This window comes from Caloramator sp. E03, from assembly GCF_006016075.1.
Classification (GTDB): Bacteria; Bacillota; Clostridia; order Clostridiales; family Caloramatoraceae; genus Caloramator_B.
Genome location: NZ_CP040093.1, coordinates 1,066,694 through 1,083,205 on the forward strand (window position 1 = coordinate 1,066,694; position 16,512 = coordinate 1,083,205).

The 16,512-nt window shown below is 33.6% G+C and carries 15 protein-coding genes and 1 riboswitch; of the genes, 1 reads left to right on the forward strand and 14 read right to left on the reverse strand.

Annotated features, from left to right (window positions below; translation table 11 throughout):
• The first annotated feature begins 23 nt into the window (after positions 1-23).
• A complete protein-coding gene (locus FDN13_RS05460) occupies positions 24-374 on the forward strand; it encodes a winged helix-turn-helix transcriptional regulator (protein WP_138979270.1) in 351 nt (116 codons plus the stop codon).
• A 99-nt stretch (positions 375-473) separates the two neighbouring features.
• On the opposite strand, the gene FDN13_RS05465 is transcribed toward FDN13_RS05460, so the two are convergent.
• The 14 genes from FDN13_RS05465 to FDN13_RS05530 form a co-directional block, all read right to left on the reverse strand.
• A complete protein-coding gene (locus FDN13_RS05465) occupies positions 474-1,472 on the reverse strand; it encodes a LacI family DNA-binding transcriptional regulator (RefSeq protein ID WP_138979271.1) in 999 nt (332 codons plus the stop codon).
• Positions 1,473-1,526: 54 nt separating this feature from the next.
• Positions 1,527-2,444, reverse strand: a complete 918-nt coding sequence (rbsB, locus tag FDN13_RS05470) for a ribose ABC transporter substrate-binding protein RbsB (RefSeq protein WP_138979272.1) — start codon at positions 2,442-2,444, stop codon at positions 1,527-1,529.
• A 22-nt stretch (positions 2,445-2,466) separates the two neighbouring features.
• On the reverse strand, positions 2,467-3,396 hold the full coding sequence (rbsC, locus tag FDN13_RS05475; protein WP_138979273.1) for a ribose ABC transporter permease: 930 nt from the start codon (positions 3,394-3,396) through the stop codon (positions 2,467-2,469).
• 12 nt (positions 3,397-3,408) lie between these two features.
• Entirely contained in the window at positions 3,409-4,908 is a 1,500-nt protein-coding gene (locus FDN13_RS05480) for a sugar ABC transporter ATP-binding protein (RefSeq protein WP_138979274.1), read from the reverse strand.
• Between the two features lie 11 nt (positions 4,909-4,919).
• A complete protein-coding gene (gene rbsD, locus FDN13_RS05485; RefSeq protein ID WP_138979275.1) occupies positions 4,920-5,315 on the reverse strand; it encodes a D-ribose pyranase in 396 nt (131 codons plus the stop codon).
• Positions 5,315-6,247, reverse strand: coding sequence for a ribokinase (gene rbsK, locus FDN13_RS05490; RefSeq protein ID WP_138979276.1), 933 nt, complete (start codon positions 6,245-6,247; stop codon positions 5,315-5,317). The genes rbsD and rbsK overlap by 1 nt, the downstream gene beginning before the upstream one ends.
• Before the next feature lie 309 nt (positions 6,248-6,556).
• Positions 6,557-7,018, reverse strand: coding sequence for a chemotaxis protein CheX (locus FDN13_RS05495; RefSeq protein WP_138979277.1), 462 nt, complete (start codon positions 7,016-7,018; stop codon positions 6,557-6,559).
• Positions 7,019-7,036: 18 nt separating this feature from the next.
• Complete coding sequence (locus tag FDN13_RS05500; RefSeq protein ID WP_138979278.1) at positions 7,037-8,095, reverse strand: protein-glutamate methylesterase/protein-glutamine glutaminase; 1,059 nt, start codon at positions 8,093-8,095, stop codon at positions 7,037-7,039.
• Positions 8,096-8,099: 4 nt separating this feature from the next.
• Complete coding sequence (locus FDN13_RS05505) at positions 8,100-8,906, reverse strand: CheR family methyltransferase (protein ID WP_138981030.1); 807 nt, start codon at positions 8,904-8,906, stop codon at positions 8,100-8,102.
• Between the two features lie 68 nt (positions 8,907-8,974).
• Positions 8,975-12,067 carry a methyl-accepting chemotaxis protein gene (locus FDN13_RS05510; RefSeq protein WP_138979279.1) on the reverse strand — a complete coding sequence of 1,031 codons (3,093 nt, stop codon included), beginning with the start codon at positions 12,065-12,067 and terminating at the stop codon, positions 8,975-8,977.
• Between the two features lie 32 nt (positions 12,068-12,099).
• Complete coding sequence (locus FDN13_RS05515; protein WP_138979280.1) at positions 12,100-14,175, reverse strand: chemotaxis protein CheA; 2,076 nt, start codon at positions 14,173-14,175, stop codon at positions 12,100-12,102.
• A gap of 14 nt (positions 14,176-14,189) precedes the next feature.
• Entirely contained in the window at positions 14,190-14,615 is a 426-nt protein-coding gene (locus FDN13_RS05520) for a chemotaxis protein CheW (protein ID WP_138979281.1), read from the reverse strand.
• Between the two features lie 31 nt (positions 14,616-14,646).
• A complete protein-coding gene (locus tag FDN13_RS05525; RefSeq protein WP_138979282.1) occupies positions 14,647-15,000 on the reverse strand; it encodes a response regulator in 354 nt (117 codons plus the stop codon).
• Between the two features lie 89 nt (positions 15,001-15,089).
• A riboswitch (cyclic di-GMP riboswitch) is annotated at positions 15,090-15,172 on the reverse strand.
• Between the two features lie 41 nt (positions 15,173-15,213).
• Positions 15,214-16,500, reverse strand: coding sequence for a putative bifunctional diguanylate cyclase/phosphodiesterase (locus FDN13_RS05530; protein WP_168190083.1), 1,287 nt, complete (start codon positions 16,498-16,500; stop codon positions 15,214-15,216).
• Positions 16,501-16,512 lie beyond the last annotated feature (12 nt).

The window sequence follows — 16,512 nt, forward strand, 5'->3', positions numbered from 1 at the left end:
GATACTTAGAAAGGATGAAAAAAATGAGCACTAACTGCCCAGTATTAGAATTTAAAAATAAACATTATACCTGTACCTTTGAAATTACAATAGATTTAATCGGAGGGAAGTGGAAGCCCCTTATAATATGGCACCTTGGAACCAAGGGAACATTAAGATTTAACGAACTTAAAAAACTTCTTCCTAGTGCAACACAAAAAATGCTGACACAGCAGCTTCGTGAACTTGAGGCAGACAAGCTTATAAATAGAAAGGTTTATCCTCAGGTTCCCCCAAAGGTGGAATATTCCTTAACTGATATAGGCAAAAGCCTCATGCCAATTCTTAACATGATGCGCGATTGGGGAAAAGAGTATCACAGTTTAAATCTTTAAATTATATTTAAGATAAAAAGGAGCGGCACCTTAAGTTATGCCGTCCTTCTTATATTTTCTCCATTCTCCGGTGCCTGGCACCTTAATCAGGCACCTAAATTATGCCGTCCCTCTTATAATAAGCTTTGGGGTGTAGTAGTGAATCTTTTCTACATCTTCCTCTTCGTTTATCACTCTTAAAAGTATCTTAAATGAGTCCTTTCCCATTTCATATATAGGCTGGGCTATTGTTGTAAGCTCTGGTTCTATAAACTCTGAAATCTTTATATTATCAAAACCAATGATGCTGACATCCTTTGGTATATTGTATCCACTGCGAAGCAAGACTTTAATCCCACCTATTGCCATAAGGTCATTGCTGTAAAATATAGCATCTAATTTATCGATATCTTTTATAAATTCCTCCGTTACTTTTTTACCTCCATCGATTGTAAAATCCGATTCAAAAACATAATCTTCATTATAAAGTCCATATTTATTCATAGTATCCCTATATCCTTCAAATCTCTGCTTCGAAATCTCAAGTTCATGGGGGCCTTTAACGAATACTATTTTTCTTTTTCCACTATTTAAAAGATATTCAACGCCCTCTGAAACACCTTCATAATTTCTGCAAAATACTCCATAAAAATTCTTAAAGCCGTCAATGTATCTATCAACTAAAACAAAGGGAATATTGTTATCCTTTATAAGCTTAAGGCTCTTTTTACTCTCACCACCTGCAATAAATATTATCCCATCAACAAGTTTACTTATTAAAAGCCTTATATATTCTTCTTCCTTTTTTACACTGTTATCTGTATTACAGAGTATAACGTTATATCCTGAAAAGTTTGCCTCATCTTCAATTGCCCGTGCAATTTCAGAGAAAAAAGGGTTTGTTATATCTGGAAGAATAATTCCTATAGAGAAGCTCTTGTTTGTGGCAAGGCTTTTTGCAACAAAATTAGGTATATAGTTAAGCTCCTTTGCAACTTTATATATCTTCTCCCTTGTTTCTTCGCTTATATTTCCATCCTTTTTATTAAAAACCATTGAAACCGTTGTTTTGGATACCCCTGCAATTCTTGCTATATCGCTTATTGTAACCTTCTTCATGCCATCACCCTTAAAACTATGCGCCGCTTTTAGCGGCGCAATTTTAATTATATATTACTTCTTTATAACCTTTAGTGCAACAGGAATTTGCTTTTCAACGCTTTCACCCTTTATAAGTTTAACAGCGTTTTCAACAGCATAGCTTCCCATTAAATCTGGCTGCTGTGCAATTGTTGCAGCCATTTCACCATTTTGAACAGCAGTAACTGCATCAGCTGTTCCGTCAAATCCTACAACTACAGCCTTCTTATTTGCTGCAGTTAAAGCCTTTACAGCACCAAGCGCCATTTCGTCGTTGTGTGCAAATACTGCATCAAAGTCTGGAGTTGCCTGGATTATGTTTTCCATAACGTTTAATCCCTTTTGTCTGTCAAAATCTGCTGCCTGACTTGCAACTACCTTTACTCCTTCTTTTCCGTCAACTGCTTCGTGGAATCCTTTACCTCTGTCCCTTGTAGCAGAAGCACCAGGTATACCCTGAAGTTCAACTATTTTAGCCTTTCCGCCTAAAGTTTCAAGTATAAACTCTCCTGCAAGCTTTCCTCCTGCAACGTTGTCTGATGCTATATGGCAGGCAACATCAACGCCGTTTGCAGCTCTGTCAACTGTAATAACTGGTATGTTCTTATCCTTTGCAACTGAAATTGAATTAGCAACAGCATCGCTGTCAGTAGGATTAATTACTAAAACTGCAATACCCTGCTGAACTAAATCTTCAACGTTTGATCTTTCCTTAGATGCATCGTTTTGTGAATCGAGTACGATAACTTCATAGCCAAGTTCCTTTGCCTTCTTTTCAGCGCCTTCCTTCATTGTAACAAAGAATGGGTTGTTTAAAGTTGAAATAACCATACCTATTTTTTTACTTCCCTGTGTCGCACCCTGTTGCTGCTTATTTGTACATGCAGAAAAACTGCCAAGTATAAAAGTGAGCATTAAAAGGATTGATAAAGATTTTAATAGTTTTTTCATCTTATTTCCCCCTCACAGAAATTTATTTTTTATTCCTCTTGTCAATTAATACTGCAAGAAGAATTACAAGGCCTTTTACAATTGACTGATAAAAAGGAGATACATTCATAAGGTTAAGTCCATTGTTTAAAACTCCTATTATCATAGCACCTATTATAGTTCCTGTTATGCTTCCTTCTCCGCCGGAGAGGCTTGTTCCTCCTAAAACAACTGCAGCAATTGCATCTAGCTCATAGCCCGAGCCCGCATTCGGAGATGCTGAGCCTATTCTGCTTGTAACTATAATACCGCTTATTGCAGATGCAATCCCTGAAACTATATAAACTATCATCTTTATCCTATCGGTATTTATACCTGAAAGTCTTGTTGAATCTTCATTCCCTCCAAGGGCATAAACATATCTTCCAAAACGTGTTTCGTTAATAATATAGTAAGCTATTAAAAATACTATAAGAGTTATAATAACTGGGAATGGAATACCAAGAACCTTTGCATTGCCGATAAAAGTAAAGTCCCTTCCAAGGCCTGAAATAGGCGTTCCGTTAGTATAAACATAAGTTACCCCTCTGAAAATCGTCATCGCTGCAAGAGTTACTATAAAAGGCTGAATCTTTCCCTTTGAAACTATAATTCCGTTAAAGCTTCCTATAAGTGCTCCTATTATAATTGCTGCTATTATTGCTAAAAATACGCTGTTTGATTTTACAATTATTGAAGCCGATATAGCCCCAGTTATAGCAAGTATTGAACCTACTGAAAGATCAATTCCCCCTGTTAGTATTACAAAGGACATACCTATTGCAATTACTGCATTAACTGAAACCTGCGTTAAAACGTTTAAAAGGTTGTTAACATTTAAAAATCTTGGAGTTATTATAGAAATAATAACACAAAGAGCCAAAAGTCCAATTAAAGATTTAAATTTTATTATTACCGATTTTAGTTTATCCATTTTCCCACTCCTTTAATCAGTAATTCCTACTGCATATTTCATAATTATCTCTTGATTTGCTTTATCTCTTTCAATCTGTCCTGTTATCCTGCCTTCGTGCATAACAAGTATCCTGTCACTAACTCCAAGAATCTCCTCCATATCCGATGAAATCATTATTATTCCCTTTCCCTGTGCCTTAAGCTCATTTAATATCTGATAGATTTCCTTTTTAGCTCCAACGTCTATTCCTCTTGTGGGTTCATCTATTATAAAAACCTTAGGTGAAGTTAAAAGCCATTTTGCAATTATAACCTTTTGCTGATTTCCACCACTAAGATTTTTAATAAGCTGATTTGGGGATGATGTTTTTATTAAAAGCTTTTTTGTATATGCTTTGCAGTCTTCAAGTTCCTTCGCCCTGTTTATTCTTTTAACTTTGCTTTCATATTTTTTTAAATTCGATAAAGTCATGTTTTCAAGAACAGAAAGCTTTAATATTAGTCCTTCCTTTTTCCTGTCCTCAGAAAGATATGCAATTCCTTCCCTTATACCATCCTTTGGAGAATTGATTTCGGCTTTTTTGCCCTCGATGTAAATATTTCCGCTGCTTTTTTTGTATTCACCGAATATAAGCTTTGCAACTTCGGTTCTCCCAGAGCCCATAAGCCCTGCAATACCTAATATTTCTCCCTCGAAAAGCTCAAAGGATACATCCTTTATCTTATCCTTCATAGAAAGGTTCTCAACCTTTAAAATTGAATTTCCAATCTTTGTATCAATTCGCGGGAACTGCTCCTCAAGCTTTCTTCCAACCATCATAGATATTAGTTTGTCCTTCGTTATTCCCTTTACATCCTCTTCTCCAATAAAGGTTCCATCCCTTAAAACCGTTATTTTATCGCATATTTTAAATATCTCTTCCATCCTGTGGGAGATATAAATTATAGCTACATTATTATTTTTGAGCCTTTCAATTATCTTAAAGAGCTTCTCCGTTTCAACTTCAGTTAGTGCAGTTGTTGGCTCGTCCATAATTATTATCTTTGCATCCTTTGAAACTGCCTTAATTATCTCAACCATCTGCATCTCGCCAACGGTCAATTCCTTTGTTAATGTCTTTGGAGACACTGTAAAGTCAAAACTTTTTAAAAGCTCCTCACTTTTTTTAATCATTTCTCTTTTATTGAGCTTAAAGCCACTTGAAATTTCATTTCCTAAAAACAAATTCTCATAGATTGTAAGGTTAGGAAGAAGGCTAAGTTCCTGATGAATTATTGAAATTCCAAGATTTTGAGCATCTTTAATTCCGTTTATTTCAACTTCTCTTCCATCAATCTTTATAGTTCCCTCATCCCTTTTATAAACTCCGCTGAGTATCTTCATTAGAGTTGACTTTCCAGCTCCATTCTCTCCTAAAAGGGCCATAACTTCGCCAGAAAATGCTCTTAGATTAACGCCGCTTAAAGCTTTAACACCGGGAAATGACTTTGATATATTTTTCATTTCCAAAATAGGCATTTTTTCCTGCATCTTTATCCCCCTTAAAATACAACTCCCGATTTTAATATTACATTGGCATAGGGAGTCTGTTCTCCTGTTCTTATTACCGCTTTACAGTTTTTAAGCTCTTTTTTAAGCTCCTCATGGCTAATTACAGTTATCTTTACATCTCCAACTGCACTTTTAATATCTTCAAAAACTTTAGGGCTGACATCAATTGTTTCCTGTGCTAAAACAATCTCTTCAACTTTGAGTTCTAAAAGTACTGCCTTTAGAGTATCTATAAAGGTTGGTATATTTTTAATAAGTGCAAGATCAATTCTTTTAGTATTATCAGGTATTGGAAGACCACAGTCCCCTATTGCTATGCTGTCTGTATGTCCCATTGATGATATAACTTCTGAAATATCATGATTTAGTATTCCGATTTTTTTCATTATATTTCCTCCCCGTACTTTTCATATACTTCCTTAAGATATGGCAGTGAGGACTGTGCCCCCTGTCTTGTTACTGCAATTGCTGAAACCTTATTTGCAAATTTTACTGCACTGCAAAGAGTATCAAAGCTGAGACCTTTTTTAGATAAAAAGCTTGCAACTCCTCCAATAAAGGAATCCCCTGCGGCTGTTGTGTCAACTGCATCAACCTTATATGCTGCAATTTCTGCATAATTATCCTTTGAAACAATTGCAGCCCCTCTACTTCCAAGGGTTATTATCACAAATTCTGCTCCCTTATCTATAATTGATTTTGCTGCTGTTTTTATTTTTTCATCATCAGCAGGATTTATTCCTGTAATAATTTCAGTTTCAGTTTCATTTGGAACTATAATATCAGAAAGTTTTATAAGCTCATCTGGTATTTTCCTTGCAGGGGCAGGATTTAAGATGGTAATCTTTCCATGCTCCTTTGCTATTTTAAAGGCCTTTATAGTAGTATCAACTGGTGTTTCAAACTGAGCTATTATTATATTTGAATTTATAATTACATCCTTTAAACTATCAATATCTTCTTCTTTTATATTCATGTTTGCACCGGCATAAACGGAAATAGTGTTGTTTCCAATACTGTCAACGGTTATAAGTGCAATGCCTGTTGGAGTATTTTGTGCAGTCTTTATATACTTAGTTTCAATTTCATCCTTTTTGAGATTCTCAACTAAGATGTTCCCGTTATCGTCATTGCCAACGCATCCAAGCATTACAACTCTTCTTTTAAGCCTTGCAGCTGCAACAGCCTGATTTGCACCTTTTCCCCCAGGTACTTTCTTAAAGTCCTGCGCAAGAATTGTTTCACCTATTGCAGGAATTTTTTCAACATTTATAACAAGATCCATATTAAGGCTTCCTAAAACGCAAATATCAAACACTGTTTTCACCTTCCTATTTTACTTAACCGATTTACTAAACCGGTTAATCATATTATATAATATTCATAATTGTTTTGTCAATTCAAAATAATTTTATTTTTATTGTCATATTTTTAACGTTTTGAAAGAATTTATTCATATTTTGATAAATTTTTTAACACCTACATTTTACGAAGTAATCTTCTCCATTCTCCGGTGCCTGGCACCGGAGAAGACCAGATGGACGCACGTAAAAAAGGGCGGCACACTACCATGCCGTCCCTTTTATGTTTTATTCACTCTCTGCTACCTTTATGAATTTTTAAAATTTTATTTAATTGAAATATTCATTTCTAAAGAAAAATCCTCATCAAAAATAAATGGTATGCAATTAATACAAGTACTCTTTAAGCTTAATTTAAGATTTTCACCTGTTAAAATTGTGGGAGGAGTTATATCAATATTAATTTTGTTTTTTGAAAAGGCAGTTGATACATGCCCTAATATCATATTACTTAGTTCAGCAATAGCACTCTTAGCCATTTCATCTAATGTAGAAATTGGAAATCCTCCCATCATTAAAGAAGCTATTTTTTTTGCTGAGTCATCATTTAACGATAAAATTGTGCTCCCATGAAAATCTCCAGCTATTCCTATTAATATAACTAAATTATTTCCTTCAAAAGGAGTCGTTTTTATATATAAATCACCTGTTTTAGGCTGCAATCCTGTAATCTGTCCTATTACTTCTTTACAAGAATCAATAAAAATATTTAAGTGCTCTAAAGTCATTATATTGTCTCCTCTCCTTTAAGTTGCATAATTTATTATTTGTTGATAAATATTGGATAATGGTACCTGAATATTAGCAAGTCCAGCTTCAAATACTGCTTTAGGCATTCCATATACAACGCAAGATTCTTCAGCTTCAACAATAATATTTGCATCAAACTTTTTAGCTAATTTACACCCTTCTAATCCATCATTTCCCATTCCAGTAAGAATAACTATAAGCATTCTCTCCTTATATATATAAGCAGCAGAATTAAGTGTTACATTAATAGAAGGTTTATATAATATTTCATCATCAATACTATTTTCAATTTTAAAAGCTATTTCCCCAACATTATTCTTCTTTAATAAAGTTTGAAAACCTGAAGGTGCAATATATATACAGCCTGATTTTAAAATCTCTTCATCTTCCGCTTCTTTTACACATAAATTGCACATTTTATCAAAACGTTCGGATAGCGATTTTGTAAAACCTGGCGGCATATGCTGTAAAACTAAAATAGGAACATTAATATCCTTTTGAAATTGTGGAAGTATATTTTGTAATGCTGCAGGTCCTCCTGTAGAACATCCTATTATAATAATATCAATTTTCTTATTCGCAGCTGATTGTTTAAGCGTATTTACTTCTTCGTGAATATAATGTTTATTATCCACTAAAGGAACTTTAGCTTTTTGTGCTAATATCTTTATTCTATTTAAAAAATCACTAATCAATTCTTCACTAACATCTTCCTTGACTAATTCGCTCTTTAAAAAGAAATCAACTGCTCCTAATTCTAATGCTCTTAAAGTAACCTTTGCACCTTCCTCTGTATGATTGCTTAACATAATAATCGGCAATGGATGTTCTTTCATTATTTGTTCAACAGCCATTATTCCATCCATTTCTGGCATTTCAACATCCATAGTAACAATATCAGGCTTTAATCTTTTTATTTTTTCAATTGCTTCTATACCATTTCTTGCTATATCCACAACATAAAGCTGAGGATCCTTTTGAATAATTAAGCTAATGCACTTTCTCATAAAGGAAGAATCATCAACAACTAATACACTATATTTCTTATCATCCACAACTTCATGCCCCCTTCTTATAGTAAAAAACTGATGGCGTATAAATAGTTTTAAAATCACTATTTATGCCATTTATTGTCTCAGCATGACCTAAAAGCAAGTATCCATCTTTATTAAGTATATTAAAAAAAGATTCTATTATCTTTTTAATAGTATTTGAATCAAAATATATTAATACATTTCTACAAAAAATAATATCAATTTTTCCTAAAATAGTCTGATTTTTCTCATCTAATAAATTAAGATTTAAAAACTTAACCATTTCCATTATAGAATCTTTAACTTTATATTCCTCACCTAAATCATCAAAAAATTTTTCTAATGAACCCTCAGGCATCCTTCTAAATGAAAACGATTTTTTATTGTATATACCCTTTTCAGCTCTTTTTAAAACTTTTTTATTTATATCTGATGCAATAATTTGTACTGCACCCTTCTCAAATAAGCCGCTTTCTTGAATTAACATTCCCAATGTATAGGGTTCTTCTCCTGTGGAACATGCAGCACTCCAAATTCGCAGTGGATTTTGTGGAGTTCTATCAGAATATTGAGGAAGAATAACCTTTTGGAACTCTTCAAGTAGACTTTCTTCTCTAAAAAAATATGTTTCATTTACTGTAATTAATTCTATTAAAATATCCCATTCATCTGGTTCCATATTAAGATAGCCGCAATATTCCCAATATGATAATCCCAATTCTTTAAGTCTATCATTAATTTTGGATTCCAAATTTGTAAGAGATTTTTTATAATCTATGCCGCATTTATTATATATAATTTCCGCTAAATCTTTCAGACCAAATGCATTTATTGGCATTATCATAACCCCCCACATTTTAATATGGCAATGAGGGAAGAAAAATCTTCCCTCTATAATATTTACATTTCTAATCCTTTAATTTCTTCAAGAACTAATTTCATTTCTTTTGTTAATGCTGAAATTTCCTTAGTAGTTTCCGCAGTTTTTTCTACATCTTTTATATTTTCATTAACAACTTTATTTATTTCTGCGGTATATTGAGTTAATTTTTTAACTTCATCAAGTTGAACTTTAGTTGCATTTGCTACTTCATTTGCTTGTCCTGCTACATTATTAACATTTTTAACAATACTTTCAGCAGTAATTGTTTGTTCCTTCATTGCCGCTGTTATTTGTCTAACCTGCTCTCTTGCATTCTCTACTCCCTTTACTATCTCTTCTACTCCCTTTGCTTGTTCTACTACTGCCACTGCTACCTGTTCTGCCTGATTTGTTACATTCTCTACTGATACTACTATGTTTTGTCCCTGCTTTGCCTGTTCCTTTGTTGCTACGGTTATTTGTCTAACCTGCTCTCTTGCATTCTCTACTCCCTTTATTATCTCTTCTACTCCCTTTGCTTGTTCTACTACTGCTACTGCTACCTGTTCTGCCTGATTTGTTACATTCTCTACTGATACTACTATGTTTTGTCCCTGCTTTGCCTGCTCCTTTGTTGCTACGGTTATTTGTCTAACCTGCTCTCTTGCATTTTCTACTCCCTTTATTATTTCTTCTACTCCCTTTGCTTGTTCTACCACTGCCACTGCTACCTGTTCTGATTGCTTTGTTACGTTCTCTACTGATACTACTATGTTTTGTCCTTGCTTTGCCTGTTCCTTTGTCGCTGCTGTTATTTGTCTAACCTGCTCTCTTGCATTCTCTACTCCCTTTATTATTTCTTCTACTCCCTTTGCTTGTTCTACTACTGCCACTGCTACCTGTTCTGCCTGATTTGTTACATTCTCTACTGATACTACTATGTTTTGTCCCTGCTTTGCCTGCTCCTTTGTTGCTACGGTTATTTGTCTAACCTGCTCTCTTGCATTTTCTACTCCCTTTATTATTTCTTCTACTCCCTTTGCTTGTTCTACTACTGCCACTGCTACCTCACCTGATTGTTTTGTAACATTTTCTATAATTTTAAGCATGTTTTGACCTTGTTTTGCCTGCTCCTTTGTTGCTACAGTTATTTGTTTAACCTGTTCTCTTGCATTTGCTACCCCCTTTATTATCTCTTCTGCTGCAAGAGCTTGTTCCTTTGTAGCAGTATTTATCTGATTTACCTGCTCTAAAACATTCTTCATTGCATCTAAAACTTTAACTGTTCCTTTGCTCTGTTCTTCAGTTGCAACATTAATTTGACGGATTTCAGTGTTTACATTATTTATTCCATCTACTATAGTTTCAATAACCTTACCCATTTCATTGCTTAATTTTGTTCCATGTTCTACTTTTTCTGTTCCAACTTCAATAGCCTTTATAGCTTGCGATGTTTCACCTTGAATTCCTTTTATAAGAACAGCTATTTCTTTTGTAGCTGTAGCCGTTCTTTCTGCAAGCTTTCTTACTTCATCTGCAACAACAGCAAAACCCTTTCCATGTTCTCCAGCTCTTGCTGCTTCTATAGCAGCATTTAAAGCCAATAAATTTGTTTGTTCTGCAATATCATCAATTACTTCTATTATACTTCCAATTTTTTCAGAACTCTTTCCAAGATTATTTATAACCTCTCCTGCTTTAGATATAACCACCGATATCTCTTGTATAGCTTGCATAGTATCTTCTACTGCTTTATGCCCTGTTTTTGCTTCATTATGTAAATTATCACTTAATTTACCAACATTCTGAGCATTATTTGCAACCTGATTTATTGATGCTGCCATATTTTCTACTATTCCATAAGTTTCAGTTGATGCTTTTTCTAATTTTTCAGCATTGCCTGCTACTCCCTTTATTGATTTACCCATCTGTTCTATTGACGCTGATATCTGCTCTACTGCACTTGCTGTAGTTTCACTGTTCCCTGCTACCTGCTGTATACTTGCTACCATCTCCTGAGTAGCTGCAGCTGCTTCTTGGGCTGAGCCCTTTAAGCTCTCTGCATTTCCTGCTACTCCCTTTATGGATTTGCCCATCTCTTCTATTGATGCTGATATCTGCTCTACAGCACTTGCAGTGCTCTCGCTGTTCCCTGCTACCTGCTGTATACTTGCTACCATCTCCTGTATTGCCGCTGCTGCCTCTTGGGCTGAGCCCTTTAAACTTTCTGCATTGCCTGCTACTCCCTTTATGGATTTGCCCATCTGCTCTATTGATGCTGATATCTGCTCTACAGCACTTGCTGTGCTCTCACTGTTCCCTGCTACCTGCTGTATACTTGCTACTATCTCCTGTATTGCCGCTGCTGCCTCTTGGGCTGAGCCCTTTAAACTTTCTGCATTGCCTGCTACTCCCTTTATTGACTTGCCCATCTGCTCTATTGATGCTGATATTTCTTCTACTGAACTTGCTGTACTCTCACTGTTTCCTGCTACCTGCTGTATACTTGCTACTATCTCTTGTATTGCCGCTGCTGCCTCTTGGGCTGAGCCCTTTAAACTTTCTGCATTTCCTGCCACTCCCTTTATGGATTTGCCCATCTGCTCTATTGATGCTGATATTTCTTCTACTGAACTTGCAGTGCTCTCGCTATTCCCTGCTACCTGCTGTATACTTGCTACTATCTCTTGTATTGCCGCTGCTGCCTCTTGAGCTGAGCCCTTTAAGCTTTCTGCATTGCCTGCTACTCCCTTTATTGATTTACCCATCTGCTCTATTGATGCTGATATCTGTTCTACAGCACTTGCAGTGCTCTCACTGTTTCCTGCTACCTGCTGTATACTAACTGCCATCTCCTCTAATGAACTTTTTGACATATCTACAAGTTTTCTTAACTGTTCAGAATTTTTTACGACTCCATTAATAGAATCAAAAATTCTTTCTGTCATGCTGTTTGTTTCTTCAACAGAAGTTGATTGTTCAACTGTTCCTTTTGTAATCTGTTCAGTAATTACTGATAATTCTTTAACTTTTCCTTCAAGCTTACTATTAAAATTTATTGCCCTATTAACATTATTTGAAAAACCTTTATTTTCCAAATATTTAACGGCTATATTTTTTTTAAAACTCATATTATTTACCTCCGAAACCTTTATATTTTAATTCAATTTTCTTTTTCTATTAGAGATACTTTCTTACTTCCAATCATCTTTAAAATACCAGCAACATCTAATATACATGCAACGCTTCCATCACCTAATATTGTTGCTCCAGAATATCCTTCTATTTTACCAACATATGTACCAAGAGGCTTAACAACGATTTCCTGATTTCCAATAAGCTCATCCACAACAAGTCCAAATCTTTTCTCTGCAACGCCTAAAAGAAGAACGAAAATTTTCTTTTTCTTTTTCTGCCTTGGAATATTAAAATAATCCTGTAGCCAAATAAGGGGTATTAACTTTTCTCTTATTGTAACAACTGCTTGTCCTTTAACATACTCTATTTCTTTCTCAGTCTTTCTAACGATTTCCAATACATTGCTCATAGGCAGGGCATATGCTTCCTCATTAATTTTAACTAAAAGTCCTGTCAAAATTGCTAAAGTAAGAGGTAATTTGATTGTAACCTTTGTACCCTTTGAAACTTTAGTCTCTATATCAATTATACCGTTCAGTTTGTCAATGCAATTTCTAACTACATCCATTCCAACTCCACGGCCTGAAACATCACTTATTTTTTCAGCCGTAGAAAGTCCTGAACAAAAGATAAGATTAATAATTTCCTCTTCAGACATAGAATCCGCATCCTGTTGTGAAATTATTTTTTTCTTTACTGCTGACTCCTTTACTTTGTTTAAATCTATTCCCCTGCCGTCATCTTCAACCGTTAATACAACATTATTTTCTTGATGAAAAGCACAAATGCGCAGCATTCCCTTTGGAGATTTACCTAATTTAACACGTTCCTCAGGAGTTTCAATTCCATGATCTATGGAATTTCTTATAATATGAATAAGAGGCTCGGTCATTTCTTCAATTATTGATTTATCCATTTCCGTTTCTCCGCCCTCAAGAATTAACTCTATATCCTTGTTTAGCGATTCAGATAAATCCCTGACCATTCTTGGAAAACGGTTAAACAGCTGCTGTATGGGAAGCATACGAGTTTTCATAACTACTTCCTGTAATTCACTTATAATCCTTGATACGTGCGTTGAAACTCCTAAAAGATCATCTGTTAAATTATCAGATGTATATTTATTATGAAGCACATTCCCAATTTGATTTATTCTTGTATGTTCAATCAGCAATTCACCAACTAAATTCATCATTTTTTCAAGCTTATCTACATTAACCCTTACTGTTTGTCCTATCTTTTTCTCACTATTTTCAAAGTTGTTATTTATTTTGCTGCTTGAATTGCTGACTTCAGCATTTTTTGATTTACTAAAAGAGACTGCCGTATCATATTCGCTTACAATAATTCTTTCAACATCCATAAGTTCATTTTTTGCTTTTCCCTCTAATGTTTTTGCATCTAATTTTGTTAATAATAAATACAAAATATTATCAATTTCTCCATCTATTTGAGATTCCATCAAATTTGGTATAGTTTTAATAACTGAGCCTAATTCATTAAAGTAATTTAATATAAGATGTGCTCGAACTGATTTCATAGGACTTTCTTTTGCAAGACTTACATCGCAAATAAAGCAATTCTGCCCTCCAATTACCGCCTGTTCTATTTGAGCTATATGTTCAAAATCAAGTTCAAAATCTATAGACTTTTTATTATCAATGCTAATTTCTTTAAGATTATTTTCCTTATTTTCTGCATAATCATTTCCTTCAAATATTTTTTTAAGTTCATTTAATATTGGTGAAATATCTGTTTTAATATTATTCTTATCAAGAATAAATTCTTCTTTTAAAATTTTTAACAAATCTAAACAATGAAACAAAATATTTATTACATCTTTTGTTGCTTTTATTTGATTATTTCTAATTTTATCTAAAACATTTTCCATCTCATGGGTTAGTATTTTCATCTTTTCAAATCCAATTGCAGCAGATGAACCCTTTAGCGTATGGGCAACCCTGAATATATTTTGGATTGTCTCAGATGTACCTCCATTATGTTCTAAGTCTAATATCCCCTGTTCAAGCTGCTGCAGCTGTTCTTCAGTTTCTTCATAAAAAGCAGCTAACATCTCAGGGCTATCAAAAATCCCTCCCATGCTGCACCTCCTTCCTAATCGCTTAGAATATGGTTAATTTCTAATATACTTGCCATTCCTTCTTCCGATATCCCTATTCCAGTAAAATTATTGCCATCTATTCCCGCTACCATATCAGGTGGAGGCTGAATATCCGAAAACTTTATTACATGATTTACTCTATCAACAACTATTCCTATCATCTCATCATTACTTTTTACAAATATAATTCTGGTAGACTTTGAAACTTCATAATTAGTAAGACCAAATTTTTTATGCAAACTTACAACAGGGACAATCTTTCCTCTAAGATTTATAACCCCCTCTAAAAAGGGTTTACTATTGTGAATTACGGTTATCTTCTGCATTTTAATTATCTCATAAACATCACTTATTTTAAGTGCATACCTCTCATCTGATAGTTCAAATACTACATATTGCATTTCAAGCATATCATCCATAGCCTCACCTCCCCTCTGTTTTATAATAAAATTATAGCTTGCTTAAAGTTTGAACTACATAATCTTCCTTAAAAGGTTTAACTATAAATCCCTTTGCTCCTGAAAGCACTGCTTCCTTTACAAAGCTTTCTTGCCCTAATGCTGATATCATTACAACTTTTGAACTCGGATCTAACTGCCTTATCGCCTTAAGTGCTTGTACACCATCCATCTCAGGCATTGTTATATCCATTGTAACTATATCAGGTTTTAATTCATTATACTTTCTTACTGCTACTGCTCCATTTTCTGCTTCACCAATAACTTCAAATCCGTTCCTTTCAAGCATAGTTTTAAGTGTCATTCTCATAAAAGCTGCATCATCAACAACTAATACTCTCTTCAAATTTTCACCCCCATATTTTATTTTCACCCATTATTAACATAAAAAGGTAACACAAATGGTTGTGTTACCTTTTTATCGTTATACAATAAATTGGTAGCCCAGCCATCATAGCATACGCTTTAGACCCGAGGCTTTGCGTCCCTGTCTTTCGACAAGTTTGCCTTTTTCAATTATGCTTAATTATTTATTTTTAAATGCACTTTTTAAAGATTTTCAATTATGCTTTACTAATTTTACAATTTCTTCCTTATCAACAGGCCTGCTAATATAATAGCCTTGTATTTTATGACATCCTATTTCTTTAAGGTATTCAAATTGATGCATACTCTCTATACCTTCAGCCACAATTAAATATCCTAAACTGTTGAATAAATCAATAAAGCATTTAATCATTAATTTTACCCTATAGTCTTCACTTATTAAATCAACTATTTCCTTTGATATTTTTATATACTTTGCAGGTATTTTAATTACATTATTTATCTGAGAATAGTCGCTCCCATAATCATCTAAAGCCAAAGATATCCCTAATTCTTGAAGCTTTTTTATAATTTGTCTTTTTTTTGAATCTGCCTTTATTAGCTGTGTTTCTGTAATTTCAAATACTATTCTATTAGTATCTATATTATACTTTTCCTTTAAACTTTTTACTTTTTCTATAAAATTCATATCGCTTATCTGAACAGGAGATATATTTATATTTACAGTTAAATTAATGTTCATATTCTCCCATTCTTTAATTTGTCTAAATACCTTTTCTAAAACCGCATACCCAAAATCAATAATTAATCCTGTCTCTTCTAAAATGGGAATAAATTCTACCGGGGGAACTTCTCCAAATTCTTTATTTTTCCACCTTGCCAATGCTTCAACTTCATATATCCTCTCTAAATTAATATCATATATAGGCTGATATACTAAATAAAATTCATCGTCTTCTAAGGCCTTTTTTAAACAAGCCATAAGCTTTGTCTTTCTTACAATTTTTTCTTCTAAAATCCCTTCAAATACGGTCATCTTATTTACCTTAGTTCTTTTTGAATAATTTAATGCCACATCAGCCCTTCTAATTATTTCATACAAATCCTCATTAGGTTTTCCTAAATAAATACCTGCACTTACTGTCATTAAAAATTTTTTGCCTTCAAATTCAAAAACATCTTCAAATTCATCTATTATTTTAGTAATACTTTCATTAATCTCTTCTAAAGGCCTATCAACATATAAAACTATGAATTTATCACCACTGAATCTTACTATAAACCCTTTATCTTCATTTAATTTTTTAAGCTTTTGTGCTAATAATATTAAAACTTTATCACCAAAAATATGGCCATATGTATCATTTATATATTTAAAGTTATCAAAATCCAATATAGCAAGACCTATTATTTTATCTTTATAATCTTTGTAAAATTTTTCTAAATAATATTTGTTATAAACATTGGTAATAGGATCAATATATTCAAAATTGTCTACGGCCAAATTGCTTTCTCCCATTTTATCCCCCCA

Bases quoted from the DNA above. Each gene is read 5' to 3' on its own strand.
- FDN13_RS05460 (WP_138979270.1), top strand. From the start codon at position 24: ATGAGCACTAACTGCCCAGTATTAGAATTTAAAAATAAACATTATACC.
- FDN13_RS05465 (WP_138979271.1), bottom strand. From the start codon at position 1,472: ATGAAGAAGGTTACAATAAGCGATATAGCAAGAATTGCAGGGGTATCC.
- rbsB (WP_138979272.1), bottom strand. From the start codon at position 2,444: ATGAAAAAACTATTAAAATCTTTATCAATCCTTTTAATGCTCACTTTT.
- rbsC (WP_138979273.1), bottom strand. From the start codon at position 3,396: ATGGATAAACTAAAATCGGTAATAATAAAATTTAAATCTTTAATTGGA.
- FDN13_RS05480 (WP_138979274.1), bottom strand. From the start codon at position 4,908: ATGCAGGAAAAAATGCCTATTTTGGAAATGAAAAATATATCAAAGTCA.
- rbsD (WP_138979275.1), bottom strand. From the start codon at position 5,315: ATGAAAAAAATCGGAATACTAAATCATGATATTTCAGAAGTTATATCA.
- FDN13_RS05495 (WP_138979277.1), bottom strand. From the start codon at position 7,018: ATGACTTTAGAGCACTTAAATATTTTTATTGATTCTTGTAAAGAAGTA.
- FDN13_RS05510 (WP_138979279.1), bottom strand. From the start codon at position 12,067: ATGAGTTTTAAAAAAAATATAGCCGTTAAATATTTGGAAAATAAAGGT.
- FDN13_RS05515 (WP_138979280.1), bottom strand. From the start codon at position 14,175: ATGGGAGGGATTTTTGATAGCCCTGAGATGTTAGCTGCTTTTTATGAA.
- FDN13_RS05520 (WP_138979281.1), bottom strand. From the start codon at position 14,615: ATGGATGATATGCTTGAAATGCAATATGTAGTATTTGAACTATCAGAT.
- FDN13_RS05530 (WP_168190083.1), bottom strand. From the start codon at position 16,500: ATGGGAGAAAGCAATTTGGCCGTAGACAATTTTGAATATATTGATCCT.